At 59.0% G+C, this 22,778-nt stretch carries 22 protein-coding genes and 1 tRNA gene; 15 read left to right on the top strand and 8 right to left on the bottom strand.

All coding sequences use genetic code 11. The features are described from left to right. Window positions 1-49: 49 nt before the first annotated feature. The 5 genes from AB8B29_RS16585 to AB8B29_RS16565 all read right to left on the bottom strand — a co-directional run bounded on the left by AB8B29_RS16585 (window position 50) and on the right by AB8B29_RS16565 (window position 2,855). Entirely contained in the window at window positions 50-535 is a 486-nt protein-coding gene (locus AB8B29_RS16585) for a DoxX family protein (RefSeq protein ID WP_113118891.1), read from the bottom strand. Window positions 536-553: 18 nt separating this feature from the next. Further along, window positions 554-1,309, bottom strand: a complete 756-nt coding sequence (locus AB8B29_RS16580) for an HvfC/BufC N-terminal domain-containing protein (RefSeq protein ID WP_113118892.1) — start codon at window positions 1,307-1,309, stop codon at window positions 554-556. 9 nt (window positions 1,310-1,318) lie between these two features. Next, complete coding sequence (gene bufB, locus AB8B29_RS16575; RefSeq protein ID WP_113118893.1) at window positions 1,319-2,173, bottom strand: MNIO family bufferin maturase; 855 nt, start codon at window positions 2,171-2,173, stop codon at window positions 1,319-1,321. Window positions 2,174-2,256: 83 nt separating this feature from the next. Further along, a complete protein-coding gene (locus AB8B29_RS16570; RefSeq protein WP_113118894.1) occupies window positions 2,257-2,541 on the bottom strand; it encodes a BufA1 family periplasmic bufferin-type metallophore in 285 nt (94 codons plus the stop codon). 47 nt (window positions 2,542-2,588) lie between these two features. Then, entirely contained in the window at window positions 2,589-2,855 is a 267-nt protein-coding gene (locus AB8B29_RS16565; RefSeq protein ID WP_037195760.1) for a BufA1 family periplasmic bufferin-type metallophore, read from the bottom strand. A 311-nt stretch (window positions 2,856-3,166) separates the two neighbouring features. On the opposite strand from AB8B29_RS16565, the gene AB8B29_RS16560 reads away from it, so the two are divergent. The 12 genes from AB8B29_RS16560 to AB8B29_RS16505 all read left to right on the top strand — a co-directional run bounded on the left by AB8B29_RS16560 (window position 3,167) and on the right by AB8B29_RS16505 (window position 16,902). Continuing rightward, complete coding sequence (locus tag AB8B29_RS16560) at window positions 3,167-3,733, top strand: sigma-70 family RNA polymerase sigma factor (protein WP_037195762.1); 567 nt, start codon at window positions 3,167-3,169, stop codon at window positions 3,731-3,733. Next, window positions 3,720-4,355: an NrsF family protein gene (locus AB8B29_RS16555; RefSeq protein WP_092573089.1), complete on the top strand. Its 636-nt coding sequence runs from the start codon at window positions 3,720-3,722 to the stop codon at window positions 4,353-4,355. Before AB8B29_RS16560 ends, AB8B29_RS16555 begins: the two co-directional genes overlap by 14 nt. Window positions 4,356-4,594: 239 nt before the next feature. Further along, window positions 4,595-4,668, top strand: a tRNA-Gln gene (locus tag AB8B29_RS16550). Window positions 4,669-5,190: 522 nt separating this feature from the next. Then, entirely contained in the window at window positions 5,191-6,258 is a 1,068-nt protein-coding gene (gene rfbB, locus AB8B29_RS16545; protein ID WP_047637660.1) for a dTDP-glucose 4,6-dehydratase, read from the top strand. Further along, window positions 6,255-7,154 carry a dTDP-4-dehydrorhamnose reductase gene (gene rfbD / locus AB8B29_RS16540; protein ID WP_047637661.1) on the top strand — a complete coding sequence of 300 codons (900 nt, stop codon included), beginning with the start codon at window positions 6,255-6,257 and terminating at the stop codon, window positions 7,152-7,154. Before rfbB ends, rfbD begins: the two co-directional genes overlap by 4 nt. Window positions 7,155-7,235: 81 nt before the next feature. Next, window positions 7,236-8,123 carry a glucose-1-phosphate thymidylyltransferase RfbA gene (gene rfbA, locus AB8B29_RS16535; protein WP_037195770.1) on the top strand — a complete coding sequence of 296 codons (888 nt, stop codon included), beginning with the start codon at window positions 7,236-7,238 and terminating at the stop codon, window positions 8,121-8,123. Between the two features lie 62 nt (window positions 8,124-8,185). Further along, window positions 8,186-8,734, top strand: a complete 549-nt coding sequence (gene rfbC / locus AB8B29_RS16530) for a dTDP-4-dehydrorhamnose 3,5-epimerase (protein WP_037195771.1) — start codon at window positions 8,186-8,188, stop codon at window positions 8,732-8,734. A 123-nt stretch (window positions 8,735-8,857) separates the two neighbouring features. Then, on the top strand, window positions 8,858-9,991 hold the full coding sequence (locus tag AB8B29_RS16525; protein WP_037195772.1) for a glycosyltransferase family 4 protein: 1,134 nt from the start codon (window positions 8,858-8,860) through the stop codon (window positions 9,989-9,991). A gap of 386 nt (window positions 9,992-10,377) precedes the next feature. Then, complete coding sequence (gene gmd / locus AB8B29_RS16520) at window positions 10,378-11,352, top strand: GDP-mannose 4,6-dehydratase (protein WP_037195773.1); 975 nt, start codon at window positions 10,378-10,380, stop codon at window positions 11,350-11,352. A gap of 28 nt (window positions 11,353-11,380) precedes the next feature. Next, complete coding sequence (locus AB8B29_RS16515) at window positions 11,381-12,346, top strand: GDP-mannose 4,6-dehydratase (protein WP_113118895.1); 966 nt, start codon at window positions 11,381-11,383, stop codon at window positions 12,344-12,346. 542 nt (window positions 12,347-12,888) lie between these two features. Further along, the gene (locus AB8B29_RS16510) at window positions 12,889-15,744 is read left to right on the top strand and encodes a glycosyltransferase family 4 protein (RefSeq protein ID WP_162740608.1); all 2,856 of its coding nucleotides are present in this window, start codon (window positions 12,889-12,891) and stop codon (window positions 15,742-15,744) included. Window positions 15,745-15,786: 42 nt separating this feature from the next. Continuing rightward, window positions 15,787-16,902, top strand: a complete 1,116-nt coding sequence (locus AB8B29_RS16505; protein ID WP_037195777.1) for a glycosyltransferase family 4 protein — start codon at window positions 15,787-15,789, stop codon at window positions 16,900-16,902. A 5-nt stretch (window positions 16,903-16,907) separates the two neighbouring features. Here the strand turns inward: AB8B29_RS16505 and AB8B29_RS16500 are convergent, their stop codons facing one another. Beyond that, entirely contained in the window at window positions 16,908-18,293 is a 1,386-nt protein-coding gene (locus AB8B29_RS16500; RefSeq protein ID WP_052224133.1) for an O-antigen ligase family protein, read from the bottom strand. Window positions 18,294-18,453: 160 nt separating this feature from the next. After that, window positions 18,454-19,029: a sugar transferase gene (locus tag AB8B29_RS16495; RefSeq protein WP_037196155.1), complete on the bottom strand. Its 576-nt coding sequence runs from the start codon at window positions 19,027-19,029 to the stop codon at window positions 18,454-18,456. Between the two features lie 189 nt (window positions 19,030-19,218). Here AB8B29_RS16495 and AB8B29_RS16490 point away from each other — a divergent pair, with 189 nt between their 5' ends. Next, window positions 19,219-20,154, top strand: a complete 936-nt coding sequence (locus AB8B29_RS16490; RefSeq protein WP_047554419.1) for an NAD-dependent epimerase/dehydratase family protein — start codon at window positions 19,219-19,221, stop codon at window positions 20,152-20,154. Window positions 20,155-20,186: 32 nt separating this feature from the next. Here AB8B29_RS16490 and AB8B29_RS16485 read toward each other — a convergent pair whose 3' ends face one another. Beyond that, complete coding sequence (locus AB8B29_RS16485; RefSeq protein WP_047554323.1) at window positions 20,187-21,473, bottom strand: nucleotide sugar dehydrogenase; 1,287 nt, start codon at window positions 21,471-21,473, stop codon at window positions 20,187-20,189. A gap of 258 nt (window positions 21,474-21,731) precedes the next feature. On the opposite strand from AB8B29_RS16485, the gene AB8B29_RS16480 reads away from it, so the two are divergent. Together AB8B29_RS16480 and AB8B29_RS16475 are read left to right on the top strand one after the other, a co-directional pair. Then, window positions 21,732-21,920 (top strand): hypothetical protein, encoded by a 189-nt coding sequence (locus AB8B29_RS16480; protein WP_047554321.1) that lies wholly within the window; start codon window positions 21,732-21,734, stop codon window positions 21,918-21,920. A 126-nt stretch (window positions 21,921-22,046) separates the two neighbouring features. After that, entirely contained in the window at window positions 22,047-22,730 is a 684-nt protein-coding gene (locus AB8B29_RS16475; RefSeq protein ID WP_037195783.1) for a YoaK family protein, read from the top strand. The last annotated feature ends 48 nt before the right edge of the window (window positions 22,731-22,778 follow it).

The following is a 22,778-nucleotide window of genomic DNA, read 5'->3' as shown; positions in this document are numbered from 1 at the left end:
GAAGCCATGCTATGGAGCGCCGGTGACCGGCGCTCCTGCCGCTTCGGCATTATGACGATCGGCCGAACCGCTTGGCGATGAAATGGTCGAGCGCGATCCGGCCCGGACCGCCGGCGATGATCACCAGGAAGCAGGTCGCCCATGTGCCGTGCGTCGGCCAGGCGTCGGGGTAGACGAATATTTCGATGACAAGCGTCATGCCGAGCAGTGCCAGTGCCGACAGCCGGCTGGCCAGGCCGATCACCAGCAAAAAGGGAAAGAAATGCTCGCTGAAGGCGGCGATGTGGGCGGCAATCCAGGGATCGACGAAGGGCAGCTTGTATTCCGTCTGGAAGAGGTAGACGGCATTATCGGTCACCTGCCACCCATCCACCTTGGTCTGACCGGACTGCCAGAAGACGGCGGCAATCGACAGGCGCGCAACGAGGGCGATCAGATCATGCGGAATGCGGTCGAGAAGCCTGAGGGCGCCGTGGAGCCTTTGCGGCACGGTTTCACGTTCGGCCATGGCGGCCGTCATCATCTGGTCTTGCATGTTGGTTCTCCCTGGCGTTCAGCGAACGGCCGTGAATGCGCCGGCCGCGAGCGCGCCGGCAAGGTTGGCGGAAAGATCGAAGTCCGGAGTTTCAGCAAGAGCCGTCTCGAAGGCGCTGCCCAGATCGGCGCCGGCAATGAGCGCTTCGAGAAAGGCGGCGCCGCCGACCGGCAAGCGGTGCACTTCCACAGTCATCCGCGGGCGAACGACGAGCGCATCCTCACCCGTCCAATCTTCAATGTCCGCCAGCTCGATCTCACCGACGTTCATCGCCCAAATGGTGACCGCCGGAAAGGCCGAGCGAATGATCGACGCGGAGGGATGTGGCACGAAGCTTAAACCTGCCAGCCCTTCCGGCTCGATCGTTGCCAGCAAGGCGGCGTCGAGCGGTGTTGAGTCGGTGGCGTGATAGGCCCTGCCGCGTGCAGCCTCCAGTCTGATGACATCGGGCAGATAGGGAATTTCGCGCGCGGGTTCGAATATCGCGACGAAATCGGCAAAGTCGTCGCCATAAGCCAGCAGCAACGGCGATCGCGGCGGATGCTGCCGGATGAATTCGTGCGCCATGGCGGCGAAGAATTCCTCGCCGACAATCTTTTCGGCAGCCGGAAAGCGCGAGGCGAGCGCGCCGATCAGGCCGATGGCGACGTTGTTGCGGTAGACGCCGAAGCGTCGCTCGGGGCGGGGACCGTTCCAGGCCGCGAGGCCCTCAGGAACGGACCGGCCGGGATCGACAAGCGCTGCGGCGAATTCGGTTTGCGTCGAGAGAGACATCACTCCTCCTCATGCCGCCCGGCGTTCGGCGGCACGCCGCAGGATGGTGCCGGCGGCCTCGGCCTCGGCCCTCAGAACCGGCCATTGCGGGACATCATTGTCCCACTCGACCAGGCTGGCGATCGGTCCCGTGCGGGTGATCAGCTCCTCATAGAGTTCCCAGACGGGATCCTTCACCGGCGTGTCGTGGCTGTCGATCAGAAGCGGCGCGCCGGCATCGTCGGTGGTTTCCGAATGGCCGCTCAGGTGGATTTCGCGCACCTGCTGCACTGGAAAACGTTTGAGGTAGTCGCGCGGATCCAGCCTGTGATTGGTGGCGGCGACGAAGACGTTGTTGACGTCGAGCAGCAGGCCGCAGCCGGTACGGCGGGCCACTTCTGAGAGAAAATCGACTTCCTCGATCGTGCTTTCCTCAAACAGTAGATATGTAGCCGGATTCTCTAGCAGCATCTGGCGGCAGAGCAGGGTTTGTACTTCATCGATATGGGCGCAAACCTGGGCGAGGGTCGCTTCGGTATAGGGCAAAGGCAGGAGATCGTTGAGAAAGGTGGTGTCGTGGCTCGACCATGCCAGATGCTCGGAAAAGCTCTCCGGCTCGTAGCGGTCGCAGACGATCTTCAGGCGGGCGAGGTGATCGGCATCAAGCGGCTGCATCGAGCCGATCGAAAGGCCGACGCCGTGAATGGACAGGGCATAGTCCTGACGGAGCTTGCCGAGTTGAGCATGCGGCGGTCCGCCGGCGCCCATGTAGTTTTCGGCATGGACCTCGAAAAAGCCGATCGGTTGGCTTACGGCGTCTATGGCGGCGAAATGCTCCGGCTTGAAGCCGACGCCGGCGCGACGGGGAAGTTCTGACGGTTTCATTGCAAGCCTCCATTTGGATATGCTTGATCTTGGGAGGAGGGCGGCGCGCGGAATTTGCGCCGCCCTGCGTCACCACGCTTGGGTCAGACAGGCGCCGGACCCTGCATCAGGGTGCCGTGGCCGTTCGGTGTCTTCATCGTTTCGCAGGTTCCGGCGGGAACGAGCTTCCACGAGTTGCGCTGGTAATCGACTTTCGATGTACCGGCGCAGGTCGTGCCGGGACCGGCGGCGCAATCATTCTGGCCCTTGAGGGCGACGCCGTAGCATTTTTCCTTGGCATCGGCGGCCGAGGCGGTGGTGACGCCGGCGGCCAATGTCAAAGCCGTCGCGACCGATGCGGCCAAGGCGACTGCGGAAATCTTGTTCATGCCATGCTCCTTACATCCTGTGATTGGATCGGTGATCCGGGTTGGGGTCAAGCCGGGGTCAGCGTGCCGTGGCCCTTCGGGGTCTTCATGGAGGTGCAGGTGCCGGTCGGAACGAGCTTGAAGGACATCTTGTCGTAGCTCATGGTCGACTTGCCGGCGCAATCATGCTTGCCTGCGGCGCAATCATTTTGACCCTTGAGGGCGACACCGTAGCATTTTTCCTTGGAGTCGGCAGCCGCAGCGGGAACCGCGACGGAGGCAAGTGCTGAGGCGATCGAACCGGCAATGGCCAGGGTGATGAGGCTGTTCTTCATGGGACTGTCTCCTTGATGGTGGCGAGCCGTCATTGGCTTGCATCAAGGTCTACGGAGCTGTCCGAGCGGATGTTACAGGCGGTGCGAAATTTTTTTGAACGTCGTTACGATGTCATGCGCCGGCTACGCGTTTATCCTACCTGCTCTGAGTGTAGCCAATGATGCTCTAATTGGAAGCGCGCAAGCGGGCGAATAATACCGTTCGATCACGGCGCCGTCGTCTTAGATCGAAGCCTGTTCCGAAAAGGCTTGAAAAAGAATGGCCGTTGCCGGTAACGAAAGCCTGCGGTCCTGCGTAGAGGAGATGTCGGGTGAATCATTCGGCGCGCGAAGAGCAATGGGCAGTCTGGATGCGTGCCGCCGTCAACGGCGACGTGCAGGCCTACCATCGTTTTCTGTCCGCAGTGACACCGCATCTGCGCGCTATGGCGCGCCGGCGTTGCGAACAGTTCGGCGCGCCGGTAAGCGAGGCCGAGGACGTGGTTCAGGAAGTGCTGCTGACCATCCATCTGAAGCGCGGAACCTGGGACGCATCGCGCCCGATCGGCCCGTGGATATCGACGATCGTGCGCAACAAGCTGATCGACGGCCTCAGGCGACGTGGACGACATACGAGCGTACCGATCGATGACGTGATCGATATTCTCGAGGCGGAAGACCAGACGGACGCCTTGGATCGGTTAGACGTCGATCGTATGTTGGAACAATTGAAGGATCCGCAGAAGACCATCGTGCGTTCGATTTCCGTCGAGGGAACCAGCGTGCGGGAGACGGCGGATCGGTTGCGGATGACAGAAGGTGCGGTGCGTGTTGCACTGCATCGTGCTTTGAAGGTGCTTGCGGCCTTGTACCGGAGTGAGACCAGTGAAAACCGATGACCTCATCAATCTTTTGGCGCAGGATGCGCCGGTCCGCACGCGGATCGGCAAGGTCCTGGCCCTGTCGGTCATCGCGGGCATCCTGATCAGCGGTGGCATTTTCTTTGCGATGATCGGTTTCCGCGCCGATATAGGCAGCGCGATCGAGACCGTTCGTTTCCTGTTCAAATTCGTCGTCACGATCGCTCTCGCCGCGACGGCCTGCGCCGTCGTCTTCCGCATCGGCCGGCCAGGCGTCTCCCTGCGCATCTGGGGCTGGACGCTTCTGGCCGCGCCGCTATTGCTGCTGGCGGCGGCGGCCGTTGAGATGGCGGTCATGCCGGCGGATAGCTGGAGCGCACGGATGATCGGACACAATGCCCGCTTTTGCCTGACGCTCATCCCATTATTGTCGATCGGCCCGCTTGCCTGCTTCCTCTTTGCATTGCGTCATGGGGCGCCGGAGCGGCCGGGTTTGGCCGGCGCCGTCGCGGGGCTTGCCGCCAGCGGCATCGCCGCAACCTTTTATGCATCCAACTGCACGGATGACAGCCCGCTTTTCGTCCTGCTCTGGTATCCGATGGCAATCGCCATGGTCACCGCGGTGGGTTATGTGATCGGCCGACGCATCTTGCGCTGGTAAACCGGCCGAAATGCTGGTCTTGAGAGACGCCGGCTATCCCTGATCAGCTGTCATGGGCGACGCGGACGGTGATATCCGCAGAATCTCCTTGAAGAACGCGCATTCGCCGGCCATCCCGGATTTCAGCTTTTGGCTTTCAAAAAATTGCATTTGTCCGCGTTAAACTATTTGCATCTGCGGCGAATTCTATTATAGAGGCGCAGCCTTCGCCGCGAACGATTTCATCGCTAGGCGGCCGTTGGGGAATAGTTCAATGGTAGAACGACGGACTCTGACTCCGTTAATCTTGGTTCGAGTCCAGGTTCCCCAGCCAATTCTCGGCTTCCAATCAATAGAAGTAGCAGCCTTGGCTCGAGCCGGGTTACTCTAGTCGCTTTCGAAGCCGGTTGACGCTTCCGGATCGCGCTGAAGTTCAGTTAATTTTTTTTCAAAGGAGTTGCGATTCTCAACCATTGCTTGTCACGGTATATTGTGTTTGGTGGTGTCGCCGGATAATAAGGTAGCCTGATTTAGCCAATTGCCGCCGCACATGAAGAGCTGCGTCGTTGTTCCTATGCGAACATTTCAAGAAGGGATGATTGTCTCCCGCCAAATGGAATTGATTCCAGCCCAAGCCCATAGTGGTTCTCCGGCGACGGTTCTGCGTACAGCGTCCTCAGGGTGACCTGGTGAGACCGGCGGATCGGTCCCGGCCATCTTTTGTACGCCGCCCACCGTTCTCCAGTATGCTCGAGCAGGCTTCAGGTGGCGGGGACATTGCCAACGCTGTTTATTTCTCGGTGCTGCAGGCCTCGGCTGCAGTTTTATAAAAAATTTCGGCAAAAATGGAATTTAAATGACGATATTGGTTTCCGGAGGAGCCGGCTTTATTGGCGGGAATTTCGTTCTCGACTGGCTCAGGCAGGGTGATGAAAGGGTCATCAACCTCGACAAGCTGACCTATGCCGGTAATCTGGATACGCTGAGGGGATTGAACGGCGATAATCGTCATGTATTCGTGCATGGCGATATCGGTGACCGCGGACTGGTCGATACGTTGCTTGCGACCCACCAACCCCGCGCGGTGATCAATTTTGCCGCCGAAAGCCATGTCGACCGATCCATTCACGGGCCCGGCGATTTCATTCAGACGAATGTCGTCGGCACGTTCAATCTGCTGGAGGCGGTTCGTGGTCACTGGGATGGCTTGCCGGGCGACGAGAAGCCGGCCTTCCGCTTTCTCCATGTCTCGACCGATGAGGTCTACGGTACGCTGTCCAAGGACGACGCGCCGTTCAACGAGCTCAATCGCTATGAGCCGAACAGCCCCTATTCGGCCAGCAAGGCTGCATCGGATCATCTCGTTCGCGCCTGGCATCATACCTATGGGCTGCCGGTGCTGACGACGAATTGCAGCAACAATTACGGCCCCTATCACTTTCCGGAAAAGCTGATCCCGCTGGTGATCCTGAATGCGCTTTCGAGCAAGGACCTCCCGATTTATGGCGACGGACAGCAGATCCGCGACTGGCTTTACGTCAGGGATCACTGCAGCGCCATTCGTCGCGTGCTGGAAGCCGGCAGGGTCGGTGAGACCTACAATGTCGGCGGCTGGAACGAAAAGCCCAATCTGGATGTGGTCCATACCATCTGCGCCATCCTCGATGAGCTGCGGCCGAAGGCCGATGGCACTCGTTACCGCGATCAGATCGCCTTCGTGAAGGACAGGCCCGGTCACGATCGCCGCTATGCCATCGATGCCCGCAAGCTCGAACGCGAACTGGGCTGGAAGCCCGAGGAGACGTTCGAGACGGGCATTCGCAAGACGATCGAATGGTATCTCGGTAACCAGGATTGGGTGCAAAACGTCACCAGTGGCGCCTATCGCGAATGGGTCGGCAAGCAGTATGAGGTGCAACTGTGAGCACAATTCTGGTGACGGGCGCCAACGGACAGGTCGGGTTCGAATTGCAGCGCTCGCTCGCAGCACTCGGCGACGTGGTGGCCATGACCCGCGGCGAGATGGATCTTGCCAATGAGGCAAGCATTCTCTTAGCACTGCAGGCGCACAGGCCGCGCGTCATCGTAAATCCGGCCGCCTATACGGCTGTTGATCGTGCCGAGAGCGACGCGGAGCAGGCGATGGCCGTGAATGCGGCGGCGCCGGGGATATTGGCGCGCTGGGCCGCCGACAACGGCGCCTGGCTGGTGCACTATTCGACCGATTATGTTTTCGACGGCACCAAAGCCGATGCGTATGTGGAGAGCGATACGGCCAATCCGCAATCGGTCTACGGCGAAAGCAAATGGCTGGGTGAAGAGGCCGTCCGCTCCGCCGGCGGTCGCCATCTCATCCTGCGGACGAGCTGGGTTTACGGCCATCACGGCAACAACTTCCTGAAGACCATCCTTCGGCTCGCGCAAGAGCGCAGCTCCTTGAATGTTGTTGCCGACCAGGTGGGGGCGCCGACATCGGCGGCCCTGATCGCCGATGTCACGCGCACGGTCATCGAGCGTATCGCCCGTCCGGATGCGTCGGATCTGTCGGGCACCTATCATCTCAGCGCGCAAGGCAACACGTCGTGGCATGGCTATGCGGCGCATATCGTCCGCCAGGCATCTGCCAGGGACGTCAAGCTTGCGCTGACCATCGACGCGCTCAAGCCTATCCCGACCGCCGAATACCCGACGCCTGCAAAGCGCCCGCACAATTCGAGACTGGATTGCACAAAGCTTATGGATGGCTTTGACCTCAGTCTTCCTGCCTGGCAGGAGGGTGTCGAGGACGTCATCGACAGGCTGAAGCCTTCGACGCATTGAAACTGGCAAGATCTCATGAAGGCTTGTAGTCACCCTATGGCCTGACGGAACGAGAACGCGATAGAGACGAGACGCTGGACCATGAACAAGGCACGCAAAGGCATCATACTCGCTGGTGGATCGGGAACACGCCTCTATCCTGTTACGCTGGCCGTCAGCAAGCAGCTCCTGCCGATCTACGACAAGCCGATGATCTACTATCCGCTGACGACCTTGATGCTGGCCGGCATCCGCGAAATCCTCATCATCTCGACGCCGCAGGATACGCCCCGTTTCGAGCAGCTGTTGAAGGATGGCAGCCAATGGGGGATCAAGCTTGAGTACGCGGTTCAGCCGAGCCCGGATGGTCTGGCGCAGGCATTCCTGATCGGCGAGAAATTCCTGGATGGAGCACCGTCCGCCCTAGTGCTCGGGGACAATATTTTCTATGGACATGACTTCTCGGGGCTGCTCCATCAGGCGGGCGACAAAGAGGCCGGAGCAACTGTCTTTGCCTATCACGTCCAGGACCCGCATCGCTACGGTGTGGTCGAATTCGATGAGCAGGGCAGGGCGATCAGCCTGGAGGAAAAGCCGGAGCTGCCGAAGAGCAATTATGCCATCACCGGGCTCTATTTCTATGATGCGAGCGTTGTCGACGTGGCGAAATCCATACGCCCTTCGCCGCGCGGCGAACTGGAAATAACCGATGTCAACATGCATTATCTGAACACCGGACAACTGGATGTGCAGACAATGGGGCGTGGCTATGCCTGGCTCGACACCGGCACGCACGAATCCATGCTGGAGGCCAGTCACTATATCGCCACCATCGAAAACCGGCAGGGCCTGAAAGTCGCCTGCCCCGAGGAAATCGCCTATCGCAGCGGCTGGATCAATGCATCGCAGGTCGAGGCGCTGGCCCTTCCGCTCAAGAAGAATGGCTACGGGCAATATCTTCTCGGAATGCTGCGTGAGCGGATATTCTGACCGCGCCGTGACATCTCCCGCAGCTTGCCTCCGCAATGCGATCAACTGAAGCAGGAAGACGAATGAAAGCCATCGATACCGCCATTCCGGATGTCAAGATCATCGAACCCACGGTGTTTGCCGACGACCGTGGCTTCTTCTTCGAAAGCTTCAGCAAGGCCAAGTTCGAGGCGGCGATCGGGCGAAGCGCCGATTTCGTGCAGGACAACCATAGCCGGTCGGGAAAGGGCGTCTTGCGCGGTCTGCACTATCAGTTGCCGCCGCATGCCCAGGCCAAGCTCGTTCGAGTCGTGGTTGGCGAAGTCTATGATGTCGCTGTCGATATCCGGAAATCCTCGCCGACATTCGGGCAATGGGTGGGGGTTTTGCTGTCGGAGGACAACAAGCGCCAGCTTTGGATCCCGGAAGGATTTGCCCATGGGTTCCTGACGCTAAGCGACCATGTCGAATTCCTTTACAAGACGACGGATTATTATGCGCCGGAGAGCGATCGCGGAATTCGCTGGGATGACCCGCAAATCGCCATCGACTGGAAAACCGCCGACGTATCGACACTTTCCGCCAAGGATCGACGCCAGCCGTTGCTCGCGGATGCAGAAACGTTCGATTGAGACGATATCGGGGCCGCTCGCCGGCGAAGCATGCATGCAAGGCAATGCGACTCGTCATGTGTTTTTGACAGGCCAAACGATGCCGTAGGTGACGCCGCCATCGCTTTTCGATACAGGAATAGCATGCGCGTTCTACATTTCTTCAAAACATATTGGCCCGATACATTTGGTGGTGTCGAGCGGACGATCCATGCGATTGCCAAAGGGACTGCCAAATACGGCGTCGAATCCGATGTTCTGTCACTTAGCAAAAAGCCCAGCGAACACAGCGTGGAATTCGATGGCCATATGGCTCACAAGGCCAGACTCGATTTCGAATTCGCCTCCACCGGCTTCTCGCGCGAGGTGTTCGGACGTTTTCGCGAGCTGAGCAGCAGGGCTGACATCGTCCACTATCATTTCCCCTGGCCGGTGATGGATATCGTCCATCTTGCGGCCCATACCGACAAGCCGACGGTCGTCACCTATCATTCCGATATCGTGAAGCAAAAGGTCCTGCTGCAATTCTACAAGCCGTTGATGTCTCGCTTTTTGAAAAGTGTCGATCGCATCGTTGCGACGTCCCCCAACTATCTGGCGTCGAGTGACGTCCTGAAACGGTTCGAATCGAAGACGACAGTCATTCCCTTGGGTCTCGACGAGACGGACTATCCAAGGGCTGATGAGGCGACCCGTGCGCGGTGGCGCAACCGCTTTCCCGACCGCTTTCTCCTGTTTGTCGGCGTTCTGAGATATTACAAAGGTGTTCACATCCTGCTGGAGGCGGCAAGGAGGAACGGCCTAAGCGTCGTCGTCGTCGGCAGCGGGCCGATGGAAGCGGAGTTGAAGCAGTCGGCCGAACAAGGTGTCCACAATGTCCACTTTGTCGGCGCCCTGCCGGATCCCGACAAGATCGCCCTGCTCGAACTCTGCGAGGCGCTGGTTTTCCCGTCCCCGCTCCGTTCAGAGGCTTTCGGACTGTCGCTCGTCGAGGCTGCCATGTTCGGCAAGCCGATGATTTCCTGTGAAATCGGCACTGGGACAAGTTTCGTCAATTTGAACAACGAGACGGGATTCGTGGTACCGCCGAATGACATCGATGCCCTATCGGATGCGATGAAGCGCATCTGGCAGGATAGGGAGAAGGCGATCGCGATGGGTACCGCGGCCCGGGATCGCTATCTCTCGCATTTCACCGCTGAGAAAATGTGCTTGGCCTATTATGGTCTATATCGCGAACTGGCGGGCGAATTGCCGATCCAGAGCGAGCGCGTCTAGGGAAAATTCGATCGCGGAAGTCTTCAATTGAGCTCGTTCGGCCTATTATGACGCGGTCTGTCTTCGGTGCCCAATTGCGGCCGACGAATGCGGCGGCCCCAGAATCCCCTGCGGCCGACGAATGCGGCGGCCCCAGAATCCCCAAACTTGCTGCCCAGTCCGATTTTGACATGGAACGAACGATTGCAGTATGGACTTCCTCATAGGTGGTTTTTTGTTATCGATAGTGCACGCGATGAGGGAGCTTGTCGCCAGTCGTTGTCATTGGCTCACATAACGGCTAAATGGCGCTGGAAAATCGGTGCCCGGACGTGACTATGTGTTCGGCAAAAAGCGGTGCCTTGCTGTAAGCAATTTGGTCAAATGCGGCGAGAATGGAGATATAAGTGGCGAAGAAAGCACTGGTAACGGGGATCACGGGTCAGGACGGCGCCTATCTGGCGGAACTATTGCTGAAAAACGGTTATGAAGTCCACGGACTTGCCCGTCGTTCAAGCACTTCGGATGTCAATCTCAGCCGCCTGCAATGGCTTGGCATCGAGCAAGACGTCCGTATCGTCGACGGTGACTTGATGGATCTTTCCGGTCTCGTCCGTACCGTAAAGGACGTTAAGCCGGACGAAGTCTATAATCTCGGTGCTCAATCCTTCGTCAAGTCCTCCTGGCAGCAGCCCTATCTCACCGGCCAGGTAACGGCTCTCGGCGTGACGAATATCCTGGAGGCCATCCGTCTCGAGCGGCCTGAGGCTCGCTTCTATCAGGCGTCTTCCTCGGAAATGTACGGGCTCATTCAGGAGCCGATGCAGTCGGAGCTGACGCCCTTCTACCCGCGCTCGCCCTATGCGGTCGCCAAGCTCTACGGCCATTGGATCACGATCAACTATCGTGAGAGTTTCGGCCTGCATGCGTCGAGCGGCATTCTCTTCAACCATGAATCTCCACTTCGCGGTATCGAGTTCGTCACGCGCAAGGTGACGGATGCGGTCGCTCGCATCAAGCTTGGCCTGGCAAACGAACTTCGGCTCGGAAATATCGATGCCAAGCGCGATTGGGGGCATTCGAAGGATTATGTTCGTGCCATGTGGCTGATGCTGCAGCAGGACGTCGCTGACGACTATGTCATTGCGACCGGTCGGACGACGACCGTGCGCGACATGTGCGCCATCGCCTTTCAGCATGTCGGCCTGAAGATGGAGGATCATCTGGTGATCGATCCTCAACTCTTCCGCCCGGCGGAAGTGGATGTGCTGCTCGGCAACCCGGAGAAGGCTCGCAAGACGTTTGGATGGGAGCCGAAAATCAGCCTCGAAGAGATGATTGTCGAAATGGTCGAGGCCGACCTCAAGCGGTTGGACAAGTAAGACTCTCTAGCGGATGGCGAGGCAGCTCATGCCGAGGGAACATCGAATTCTTGTAACAGGCGCGAGCGGCTTCGTGGGCTCGTGGCTGTTGCATGAGCTCAACAAGCGACGGCTGGAGTTGGGTACGGAGCTGACCGTTCTGACCGCCGGTCAAAGCGATGTATCGGACTGGAAGACCGAAATTGCGGATCGGGAGCAGGTGGCGACCTTGATCCGCGATTGCCGCCCGACGGCCATCATCCATCTCGCTGCCATCGCCGCCCCGGGGGATGCGCGAAAGATGCCACAGCGGGCCTGGGATGTGAATTTCCAGGGTACGATGAATCTCGCCTATGCCGTGATGGAATATGCGCCGGAGGCCCGGTTTGTCTTCGTCGGCAGCTCTGAAGCCTATGGCGCCTCGTTCGTTGACGCGGCGAAGGTGCCGATAAAAGAAACCGCGGCGCTCAAGCCGATGAATGTCTACGGCGCGACGAAAGCGGCGGCCGATATTTTGATCGGCCAACTTGCCTATGATGGATTGAAAGCGATCCGGTTTCGTCCGTTCAACCATACCGGACCTGGCCAGACGGTCGACTATGTCGTACCCGCTTTCGCGAAGCAACTCGCCGAAATTGCCTCGGGTGTCGGAGTTCCTCGTATCAGCGTCGGGAATCTTTCGGCATACCGCGACTTTCTCGACGTTCGCGATGTCGTGCGCGCCTATGCCGATGCCGCGCTGAACGACGTGACATCCGAGGTTCTGGGTGGAGTCTTCAATCTATCGTCAGGCCGGCCGGTGCAGATTCAGTCGATACTCGATATGCTGATTGAGCTGTCCGGATCGGATGTCGACGTTGAAGTTGATCCGAAGCGGTTGCGCGGATCGGAAATTGCCGTCGCCGCCGGTGATAACAGGGCGGCCTTCGAAGCCCTGGGCTGGAAGCCGGAAATAGACCTGCGTCGCACCCTTGGCGACGTGTTCGAGGACTGGAAGATCCGGATCGCGCGCTGATAATGTAGACCAGCGCGGAGCTTGCGCGTCAGCAGAGGACGATCAAATCTGCGATCTGAAGGACGCTGCCCGGGACGCGAGCAGTCCGGAGAGTGTTCCTCGCCACCAACTCGAACAGGTGCACAATAGCATTTCATGATGTTTTACTCGCCCGCTTCGGGCAGGAAATCGAAAGCTCGTGGAGATGAAGAGGCTACTGAAACGTATCGTCGCTGTCTTTCTCGAAAGGCTCCTGGGTTGGCTTGCCAAAAGGCCGCGGTTAAAGGATGCCTGCCTTCGGTCGGCGCAGCGCTTTCCAATGTTAAGGGGAAGGCTTGCGGCATTCGCAAGAGCCCAGGGATATGGAGTTCCAACGCTCGAATTCCTGGACGGCGACCAGGAGGGGCAATGGTTTATCGATGCGCCGAAGGGCGCTGTGACCAAATGGAACATGTTGCTTCAGGGCATCTCAAAATCGAAATGAAAGATCGTCTTTGATGCGATTGTGGATTGATGGGCAATGCTTTCAGACAGCGAGCAAGTGGCGCGGAATTGGTCGATATGTGCAGGAACTGCTCCTGGGGATCATCGATAATCACCCGGAGATCGATCTCCTCGTCTCGCTCAATGCCGGTATGCCGCAGGATGCGCTTGCTGCTCGTGACCATCTTCAACAATGGATAAAACCCGCCAACATCCTCATGTGGCATGGCGTTGCCGAGGGTGGGGAAGGGATCGACGGCTATTCCGAGCGACGGCGGCTCAGCGAGATCGCGCTCGCATATCATGTGGCCTCGCTCAATCCGGACATTGCCCTCTCCGCAAGCCCTTTCGAAGGTTTTAGGGATAAGGCCATTCCCCTTCTTCCCAATGGTATTTTGAAAATTCCTGTCGCATCGATATTCTACGATGCGATACCTCACCGTTACCCCCAACAGTATTTGCTGACGTCGGCGACGCGTACCTGCTATGAGCGGCGCCTTGCCTTTTATTCACAATTCGATCTCAATCTCTGCATTTCCGAATATTCTCGCAGCGAGTGCGTCGAAATCTCGAAAAATTCTCATGCCATCAATATGCTCGCAGGAATATCGAAAGATTTCAGGGATGCGATCGACCATGCTGATGGAAAGTTTCCCAGGCCAACGGAGAAGCGTTTCATCCTTTATGTTGGCGGCCTGGATTGGCGAAAGAATGTGAAATCCGCCATCGCGGCGTTTGCGCGGTTGCCGGGAGATCTGCGAGCGCAGTACAGTTTCGTGCTGGCCGGTGATCATCCGAAATCGCCCCTCAAAGAAGAAGAGGAGAGATGGCGGAAGCTGGGGCTTCCCGCGCAGGACTTTGTAGCGGTTGGACATGTGACCGACAGCCAACTTGTAGCACTCTATAAGGAGGCAGACCTGGTAATCCAGCCTTCTCTACTGGAGGGTTTTGGCCTGACGGCGCTGGAAGCGACAACTTGCGGCACCCCCGTGATAGCGTCGAACACCGGCGCCTTGCCCGAAGTCATTGGAGATCAAGAATTTCTCTTCGACCCAGCCGATGTGACTGACATAGCACGGGTCATGCAGCATGCGCTGAGCGACCGCGAGGCGACAAGAGTTGCGGCCGAGAGGCAGCGGAGCCGTGCTCTGGACTTCAGCTGGACGAGATCCGCCGCCATCGCCGTTGCCGCATTGAAGGATGCCGTTGCGACTGCCCGGAGCAAAGGTAACGCTGAACCGCTTTCAACGGCTCAGCAAGCCGTTTTGCGCCAGGTTCAAAGTATTGATCTCCCGCCGGACATGGTTTCGGAGGCGCTTGCGCGCGCGGAGATCATAAGATCGACAGCGTCGCGGCTGATCATCGACGCCACATCCACATATCGCGTCGATCACAAGACCGGGATTCAGCGGGTCGTCAAGAACATATGTGCCAATCTGCCTGCGTCGCAGGATGCAGACAGCCATGATGTAGAGCGGATCGTGGCCTATAGCGATTCCCCCGACGGTTGGTTCGCTATTCCGAGGACGCTGGAGAAACCCAAGGGTGTGACTGCATTCGCAGAAGATGCGCGTCTGGAGTTTTCCGCGAGTGACCGCATCTTGATGCTCGACAGTTCCTGGGAGTTTTTCAGGCATCACTATAAAACACTGCGCGCCGCGCGGCTCAGAGGCGCGACAGTCATTTCGTGTCTCTACGACACGGTTCCGTTGAGATTTCCCGGCTTCTGCGATCCAGGCATGCCTCCCACCTTCTCGGCATGGTTTCAGACGGCACTTGCTTATTCGAACGCATTTGTCTGTATTTCGAAGGCCGTTGCCGATGAGCTGATCACGATACTCGAGGCCATCCAGTTTCCGCGAGAGATGAAGATAGGCTATTGGCATCTCGGTGCCGATTTTGGCAAAGCGGCCGTTTCCACAAGCATCGCCGCTGATCGCCAAAACGAGCGCCCCGCCTTCCTTATGGTCGGGACACTCGAGCCTCGTAAAGGCTATGCGATCGCCTTGGACGCTTTCGATCGATTGTGGGATGAGGGTCAGGATGTCGGGCTGACGATCGTCGGGAAGCCCGGGTGGGGCGTCGAGCATCTTGTTCGGCGCATCGAGCAGCATCGTGAATACGGAAAGCGCCTCGTCTGGCTCAATGGCATTTCGGATGAAAAGCTGCAGCAGGCCTATGCGAGCAGCAATGCGCTGATTGCGGCTTCCTATGCGGAGGGTTTCGGTCTTCCGATCGTGGAAGCGGCGCATTTCGGGAAAGCCGTGATTGCGAGCGATATTCCCGTTTTTCGCGAAGTCACGGCGAGTGACCAAAATTGTCGCTTCTTCACCAGCGGTTCCGCCGATTCTCTTGCAGCAACGATCCGTTCATTCGTGAATGCTTCCACCGATAGCGTCCTCTCTTCCTCTTCGCAGCCGATGGTGAATAGAGGGACAAGCTGGAGGGAAAGCGCCGAGGAATTGCAGCGGGTCGTCCTCGCTGACGACTGGTATCGGATATACAAGCCAGCTGCGGACAAGACCTATGTCCCGATTACCGATATCGGCAACACGAAAATGTCCAAGCCGCTTGTTCGCGGGGACACCCGGCACAAGATCGAGCTGGTCGAAGGACCGATCGCAACCGACAGCGGGAACCTGAAATACCTCGTCCGAGTGACAAATCTCTCGCCAAAATCATGGGCGAGCGCCAGCACCGCCGATGGTTCGTTTGGAGTGGCGGCGAGTTATCGCATCCCGTCGAAAGATGGCGGCTTTATAGGTCCCGACAACTATGAATCTCGTATTCCGCTCGTAGTGCCGCCCGGCGATAGTGTCTATTTGGCGATCGATATCCCACTGGAGTTCAAGCGACGGGGTGCTGCCTCTGCCGAGATAGGCATGGTTCAAGAGTCAGTCGGCTGGTGGAGCAATCCGCTGAGGGTCCCGTTGTGATGACAAGATCGCGACACATGTCGGCGCAGGGGTGATTTCCAAATGAAGATCGGTATCGACGCGCGCAATCTGGTGACGAGCATGACCGGAATTGGCCGGTATGTGTTGGAAATGAGCCGGCATCTCGCGCTTCTTGGCCATCAGCTCTATCTCTATTTTCCGCAGGAGCCTCATGGGGACGTAAAGGCTCTGCCCCCCGCGGAGCTGCGCGTCGCGCGCTTTCCGGGCGGCGTGAGGAGAATGATCTGGGCGCAGACGGAGCTGCCACGCCGCGCGGCACAGGACGGGATTGACGTCTTCTGGGGGCCGGCGCACCGTCTGCCGTCCTTTCTTGATCGCCGGATCGCGCGAGTCATCACGATCCATGACCTCGTCTGGAAGGACATGGCCGCAACCATGCGCTGGCAGACATGGATGGGCGATCGTTGGCTGATGAAGCCGGGGATTGCAGTTGCGGATGAAGTCGTTGCCGTTTCCGCCGCCACGGCTAATGTGCTGAAGGCTCAGTTTCCGGCATGCGGCGAAAAGCTTAACGTGGTCTATCCTGGTTTGACGGCCATCGGCGGGACGACCGAGCCCAAGCCTCTGTCGTCTTTTGGCGTCGATCGCCCCTATATTCTATTCGTGGGGACGCTTGAGCCGCGCAAAAATCTGCTGCGGCTGTTGCAGGCCTACGCGTCTTTGCCGGAAGCGATACGGCAAGAGTTGCTGCTCGTGCTCGCCGGCGGCCAAGGCTGGAGGCTTGGTGATCTCAAGGAGCACATCGCGACCCTGCAGATCGAGCCGTTCGTTCGGCTGACCGGCTATGTATCCGATGCCGATTTGGCGCAGCTCTATGGCCGGGCCCGATTTCTGGCGATGCCGTCGCTTTATGAAGGTTTTGGATTTCCCATCATCGAAGCCAATGCAATGGGCATACCCGTGGTGACATCAAATACATCATCCATGCCGGAGGCTGCCGGGGAGGCGGGTATCCTCGTCGACCCCAACGATGTGCAATCCATCCTTGGCGGTCTGGAAAGCCTTGCGACCGATAGCGAGCTTCATGCGCGCCTTGCCGAAAAGGCAAGGCCGAATGCCGCTCGCTTCGATTGGATGGAAAGTGCGCGGCAATTGGAGCGCATCTTCGAAAAGGCGATCGCTAAGCGCCGCGGCTGATGAACTCAAGCGCTGGATGTGGCGCTCTGCAGCACCGGCTTCGACGCCGCCAGATATTCGCCTTTGGTGCGCATGTGGCACCAGCAGGCGAAGGCGGAGCTTGCGAAGGCGAAGCCTTCGCCGATGGCGAGACGGTTGTTGGAGTTGCTGAGCAGCGTCAGCGAGAAGAAGAAAATGCATACGATATAGGCGTGCCATGCGGCCCGGGGGATGATTCCCGCCTTGCGGGCGCGCCAGACGGCCCGGATGAAGACGCCGAGCATGAAGGCCATCACGACGGCACCGAACAGGCCGTAGCGCACCAGGATCTCCAGGTAGCCATTGTGCAGCAGCGTGTATTGAATGTGCGAATAGCGCGTCTCGGCCCAGCGCTCGAGCCATTTGCTGCCCCAGCCGAAAACGGGCGCGGAGGAGAAGACCTCCCAGCTGTTCGACCAGAGCTGCAGGCGCTCGTCCATCGATACCGGGGTATTGGTGGAGCTGATGGTGCTTGAGACCACGCCGCCCAGATCGTGACCGCCGGTGACATTTTCCACCATGGCAAGAGCCGCCGATACGGTCGGACCTGCCGTCTTGTCGAGATTGTGCCGCACACCATAGACGCCGGCTATCAGCAAGGCCGCTACGGCGACGATGGCGATGATGCCGCTCTTCATGCGCAGATAGGTCAGCGTGATAAGCGCCATCAGCGGTAGGGTAATGCCGAGCGCCAGCCAGACGCCCTTCGATTTGGCACCGTAAATGGCGATGAAGCAGAGAGCGAAGATGAAGGGCGAAACGATGTAGGCGAAGCGAGCAATCCGTCGATCGCCGGATTTTTCCGTCAGGTAGTGCAGCAGCCAGAACAGCGTAAAGATGACGATCATGCCGCAGGCGACGGCGCCGTGGATCTGATTGTTCATGATCAGCGGGCGGATGGTCTCGCCGGCAAAAACCTCGCGGAAATGCTGCGTGGCGATCAGCATGATGAGCGCCATGGCGAAATAGGCCGCCACGATCTTTTCCATCAGCTCTTCATAGATCAGGAAGGCGACGCCCATGATGGGAAAGAAGAAGGGAAAGGCGTAGAGCCAGTCCGATGCGCCGATATCATGCTGCGGCGTCAGCCAATAGTTGATGCCGAAGCGCGCCATCACGTAGAAAGCCCAGCCCATGCAGAGCCAGCCGATCCAGTCCGTGCGCGGCCGCACGGGCGCTCTCATATAGTAATAGAGGGCGATCAGCGAGAGGAGCGCCGCCGCATAGCGATAGGCGTCGCTTTCGACGACGGTCGGAGAAGCCAGGAAAAGCCAAAGCAAGCCGCCGATGATCGCCACAGCTTTCGGCATTGTGCTCGCTGCTTTGGCGACGCCAGGAGTTTCGGCCGCGAGATCAGCATGCAGGTTGTTCATGCGCGAGTCGTCCAATGTCGTCGTCCACATTCGATTGAATATCCGGCATTCCGGAACCCGATGACGGCCCCTAGGGTCGCAAAGGGGCAGGAATACGGCATTTTTGCGCACCACTCCCTCCGCCACGGCGATTTCCGTCCGATGCTTGCCAAGGTGCCTGCTAATGGGTCACTCCATCGCGTCGAACCACCTTCAATGCCGTCAGAATGATAATCTTGAGATCGAAGAGAAAGGAGCGCTGGCGCAGATAGTCCTCGTCCAGCGCCACCTTCTGAGGAATAGGCAGTTCGTCGCGACCATTGACCTGCGCCCAACCGGTAAGGCCGGGCAACAAGGCATCGACGCCGCGCTCGGTGCGGAGCGCGATCAGGTCGTGCTGATTGAAAAGAGCGGGGCGGGGGCCGACGATGCTCATTTCTCCCTTCAGGATGCACCAGAGCTGCGGCAGCTCGTCCAGGCTGGATTTGCGCAGGAAGGAGCCGATCGGCGTCAGATAGATCTTGGGATCCTTCAGCAGGTGCGTGGCGACCGCGGGCGTATCCGTGCGCATGCTGCGGAATTTCGGCATGCCGAAAATCTTATTTCCGCGGCCGACCCGATCCGACCAGTAGAGGATGGGGCCTGGCGATGTCACGCGAACGGCGATGGCGACGATCAGGATCGGAATGGAAAAGACGATGGCCGCGGCAAGAGCGGCAAGAAAATCGAAAAGGCGCTTGGCGATCGTATAGAGCATCGTCTCGTTGAGTTGCATTGGCACCGGCTTTGCGGTCGCGATGATAGCCATTGTTCCGTTGTGCATCTCATATCGCGGATTGGCGCACAACCGCCCTGCTCAAAATTCCTCGGGCTTGTTCTCAGCCGATGTCCTATGCAAAGCATGTCCGACAAAACGAACAGACGAACGAATAGAGGCAATGGACGCATGATCCTGGTCACCGGTGCGACGGGCTTTGTCGGACGGACGCTTTGTGCCGAGCTTTCCCGGCGGCAGATGGAGTATCGGCCGGTGAGCCGCGCGCCGAGGCCGGGATTCGTCGCCATGGGCGCGATCGATGGCGGGACGGATTGGTCGGCTGCGCTTGCCGGTGCCGACGTCGTCATGCATCTGGCCGCCCGCGTTCATGTCATGAACGAGAGTGCAGCCGATCCGCTTGCCGCATTTCGCGCCGTCAATGTCGATGCCACGGTCAATCTGGCGCGGCAGGCGGCGAGAGCCGGTGTCAGGCGCTTCCTCTTCCTGAGCTCGATCAAGGTCAATGGCGAGGAAACCGCGCGGGATAAGCCCTTCAAGGCCTCGGATGTCCCGCACCCGGAAGATGCCTATGGCCGCTCGAAGCTGGAAGCGGAGGAGGCACTGCTGGCCGTGGCCGCCGAGACGGGCATGGATGTCGTCATCATCCGGCCGCCGCTGGTCTACGGACCCGGCGTCAAAGCGAATTTCGCAAGCCTGATGACATGGGCCAAGCGGCCGTTCCCCTGGCCGTTCGGCAATGTCGTCAATCGGCGGTCTCTGGTGTTCGTCGGCAATCTCGTCGATTTCATGCTGCTCTGCGTTCGTCATCCGGCCGTCGGAAATCGTGTGTTTCTGATCAGCGACGGCGAGGATCTTTCGATCGGCGAATTGATTGCCAGGCTGTCGTCGGCCACGGGGCGGAAAGCCCTCATGCTGCCGGTGCCACCGATTTTGCTGGAAGGACTAGCAGCGCTCCTCGGGCGCCGTGCGGCGGCACAGCGTCTTCTTGGCTCGCTTCAGGTCGATATCGGCGAGACGAAAGCGATCACCGGCTGGTCGCCGCCCTATTCCGTCGAGGAGGGACTGGCGCTGACGGTCGGTGGTTCCGACGCGAAAGACGGTTGATCGGCATCGGGCCGGGGTCTTCCGCCAGACCCCTAGAGGCTCCAGACCGAGTGGCTCTGTAGCAAGGGATTGCGGGGGTCGAGTGCCGCTTTCACGTCGACGACCACGGCGTTCTCGGTCAGCAGATCGAGGATACCGGCAGCACCCTCGGCCAGATAGGATTTGTGCGGAACGGCAAGAACGAGGGCGTCGAGCTTGCCGAAATCCTTCAGTTGCGCCAGGCGTATGCCGTATTCCTCTTCCGCTTCCGGATGGCTCGCCATCGGATCGTGCACCAGCGGCTCCAGGCCGAACTGGTGCAGCTCGCGGATGATGTCGGGCACGCGGCTGTTGCGCAGATCGGGCACGTTTTCCTTGAAGGTCAGGCCGAAGATGCCGATTCTGGCGCCATTGATAGGCTTCTTTGCCGATACCAGCATCTTGATGAGCTTCTGGGCGATGAAGGCGCCCATGCCGTCATTGATGCGGCGGCCGGAAAGAATGACCTCCGGGTGATAGCCGAGCTCTTCCGCCTTGGCGGTGAGGTAGTAGGGATCGACGCCGATGCAATGGCCGCCGACGAGACCGGGGGTGAAAGGCAGGAAATTCCATTTCGTTCTTGCCGCCTTGAGCACGTCGGCGGTGCGGATATCCATCTTTTCGAAGATGATCGACAGCTCGTTCATCAGCGCGATGTTGACGTCGCGCTGGGTGTTTTCGATCACCTTGGCGGCTTCGGCGACCTTGATGCTGGGCGCGCGGTGAATGCCGGCCTCGACCACGGCGCCATAGACGGCGGCGATCCTGTCCAGCGTTTCCTCGCTGTCGCCGGCGACGACCTTCACGATGCGCTCGAAGGTGTGTTCCTTGTCGCCGGGGTTGATGCGCTCAGGCGAATAGCCGACATGGAAATCCTCACCCTGCCGCAGGCCGGAAACTTCTGCGAGCACCGGGCCGCATACCTCTTCCGTCACGCCGGGATAGACAGTCGATTCGTAGACGACGACTGAGCCCTTGCGCAAAACCTGGCCCACCGTGCGCGAGGCGGAAATCATCGGCCTAAGATCCGGCTGCCGGTTGCGATCGATCGGCGTCGGCACGGCGACGATGAAAATATCGCGGTCCCGCAGGTCCTGCAGGTCGCTGCTGATGCGCAGCCCGCTCGCTTTCAGCCTCTCAGCGGAAACCTCGCGGGTATCATCGTCACCCGCCTTCAGCGCGGCGACGCGGGAGGCCTTGATGTCGAAACCGACCACATCATGAAATTTTTCGGCCAGCGCGATCGCGACAGGCAATCCCACATAACCCAGGCCGATGACGGCAATTTTTTCGTTCAACACACCATACCTCGAACAAGCCACCTGAATTAGCCCAAATCCATGGCCCGTGTCAGCGCCAATATTTGCCTTCAGCGTGTTTCAGGTGCAGGTCGCGTGAATGTGAATATCGGGTGAGGGCTTTGCAATAGGCGGGGGATACGGTGTTACAGCGTGTTGCGGAAGCAGTTTTGGCCAGGCGCCTGACATGTGCATCGAAACTTTCTGGTCTCCAACCTATTTATAAGGGTGAGACTTATTTTATCGAAAGCGTGGTTCGCAATGCGAAACAGCCATCTCAAACATCTCCACGTCCAGCGCGAGGAACTCGAGGCCAAGCTTGAGCTGCATATAGCGCGCTATTGTTTTGGCGAAGGTGACGTCGAGGACGGCACCGAAGCAGAGCTTCAGCAAAGGATTACGGAAATCTCCGACGAAATCGCCGCACTCGAAAGCGAGCGCGGCGAATAGGCGCGAGCGGCGATTAGCTGGAGAAATCGTCACAAGCTTGTACAGCGTGATTGCGCAATTATCTCGACATCGGCGATTGTTCGGCGCGATAAGATCGGAGGCGATCAACGCGAAGACGAGGAGCCGATGAAGCCGAGCCTGCCCACCCTCCTGAGCATCAATGGCGGCTATGTCGATACCGCCGGATTTCTTGCCTTGCACGGACTGTTCACGGCGCATGTCACAGGCAATTTCGTGACCTTCGGCGCGGCCATGGCGCTCGGAACGTCCGGCGCTGCGGCCAAGCTTCTGGCGCTGCCGGTCTTCTGCGTGGTCGTCATTCTCGCGCGCCTCATTGGCAGTGATCTGTCGCGGCGCAACCTGCCGACATTGCAGATCATCCTGTCGCTGAAATTCCTGCTGTTGGTGCTTGCCGCCATTTTCGCCATCCGTTTCGGCCCGTTCGCCGATGGGGATGGCTGGCAGGCGATCCTCACAGGCATGACGCTGGTCTCGGCGATGGCGATCCAGACGGCGGCTCATCGCGTCCATCTCGGCTCGACGCCGCCGACGACGATGATGACGGGGACGACGACGCAGATCATGATCGATATCGCCGATATGCTGCGCGGGGCCGAGCCGGAGGCGCGGGCGGCAATGACCGCCCGGCTTGCCCGCATGGGAGCTGCCGTCGGCGGTTTTGCCCTTGGCTGCGGCATGGCCGCCGCACTTTTTCTGTTCGCCGGCATGCAATGTTTCTTGCTGCCGCCGGTTCTGGCGCTTGTCGGAATTCTCATGCACACCAGTAAGGCTGCGGCGAAGCCGGCTTAGCTTTTCGTCCCGATCCTGCCAATCTTGCGCCTTTCTCCGGCCTTGCAA

Origin of the sequence: Rhizobium sp. 11_C7_N12_5, assembly GCF_051811145.1 — a bacterium.
GTDB classification, from domain to species: domain Bacteria; phylum Pseudomonadota; class Alphaproteobacteria; order Rhizobiales; family Rhizobiaceae; genus Rhizobium; species Rhizobium lusitanum.
The sequence above is the reverse complement of the archived record's forward strand: the minus strand, read 5'-3'. Positions and strand labels throughout refer to the sequence as shown.

What these genes read in the sequence shown, in the direction of transcription:
- AB8B29_RS16585 (WP_113118891.1), bottom strand. Translation starts at nt 535, where the DNA reads ATGCAAGACCAGATGATGACGGCCGCCATGGCCGAACGTGAAACCGTG.
- AB8B29_RS16580 (WP_113118892.1), bottom strand. Translation starts at nt 1,309, where the DNA reads ATGTCTCTCTCGACGCAAACCGAATTCGCCGCAGCGCTTGTCGATCCC.
- bufB (WP_113118893.1), bottom strand. Translation starts at nt 2,173, where the DNA reads ATGAAACCGTCAGAACTTCCCCGTCGCGCCGGCGTCGGCTTCAAGCCG.
- AB8B29_RS16570 (WP_113118894.1), bottom strand. Translation starts at nt 2,541, where the DNA reads ATGAACAAGATTTCCGCAGTCGCCTTGGCCGCATCGGTCGCGACGGCT.
- AB8B29_RS16565 (WP_037195760.1), bottom strand. Translation starts at nt 2,855, where the DNA reads ATGAAGAACAGCCTCATCACCCTGGCCATTGCCGGTTCGATCGCCTCA.
- rfbB (WP_047637660.1), top strand. Translation starts at nt 5,191, where the DNA reads ATGACGATATTGGTTTCCGGAGGAGCCGGCTTTATTGGCGGGAATTTC.
- rfbA (WP_037195770.1), top strand. Translation starts at nt 7,236, where the DNA reads ATGAACAAGGCACGCAAAGGCATCATACTCGCTGGTGGATCGGGAACA.
- rfbC (WP_037195771.1), top strand. Translation starts at nt 8,186, where the DNA reads ATGAAAGCCATCGATACCGCCATTCCGGATGTCAAGATCATCGAACCC.
- AB8B29_RS16525 (WP_037195772.1), top strand. Translation starts at nt 8,858, where the DNA reads ATGCGCGTTCTACATTTCTTCAAAACATATTGGCCCGATACATTTGGT.
- AB8B29_RS16515 (WP_113118895.1), top strand. Translation starts at nt 11,381, where the DNA reads ATGCCGAGGGAACATCGAATTCTTGTAACAGGCGCGAGCGGCTTCGTG.
- AB8B29_RS16505 (WP_037195777.1), top strand. Translation starts at nt 15,787, where the DNA reads ATGAAGATCGGTATCGACGCGCGCAATCTGGTGACGAGCATGACCGGA.
- AB8B29_RS16500 (WP_052224133.1), bottom strand. Translation starts at nt 18,293, where the DNA reads ATGAACAACCTGCATGCTGATCTCGCGGCCGAAACTCCTGGCGTCGCC.
- AB8B29_RS16495 (WP_037196155.1), bottom strand. Translation starts at nt 19,029, where the DNA reads ATGCTCTATACGATCGCCAAGCGCCTTTTCGATTTTCTTGCCGCTCTT.
- AB8B29_RS16490 (WP_047554419.1), top strand. Translation starts at nt 19,219, where the DNA reads ATGATCCTGGTCACCGGTGCGACGGGCTTTGTCGGACGGACGCTTTGT.
- AB8B29_RS16480 (WP_047554321.1), top strand. Translation starts at nt 21,732, where the DNA reads ATGCGAAACAGCCATCTCAAACATCTCCACGTCCAGCGCGAGGAACTC.
- AB8B29_RS16475 (WP_037195783.1), top strand. Translation starts at nt 22,047, where the DNA reads ATGAAGCCGAGCCTGCCCACCCTCCTGAGCATCAATGGCGGCTATGTC.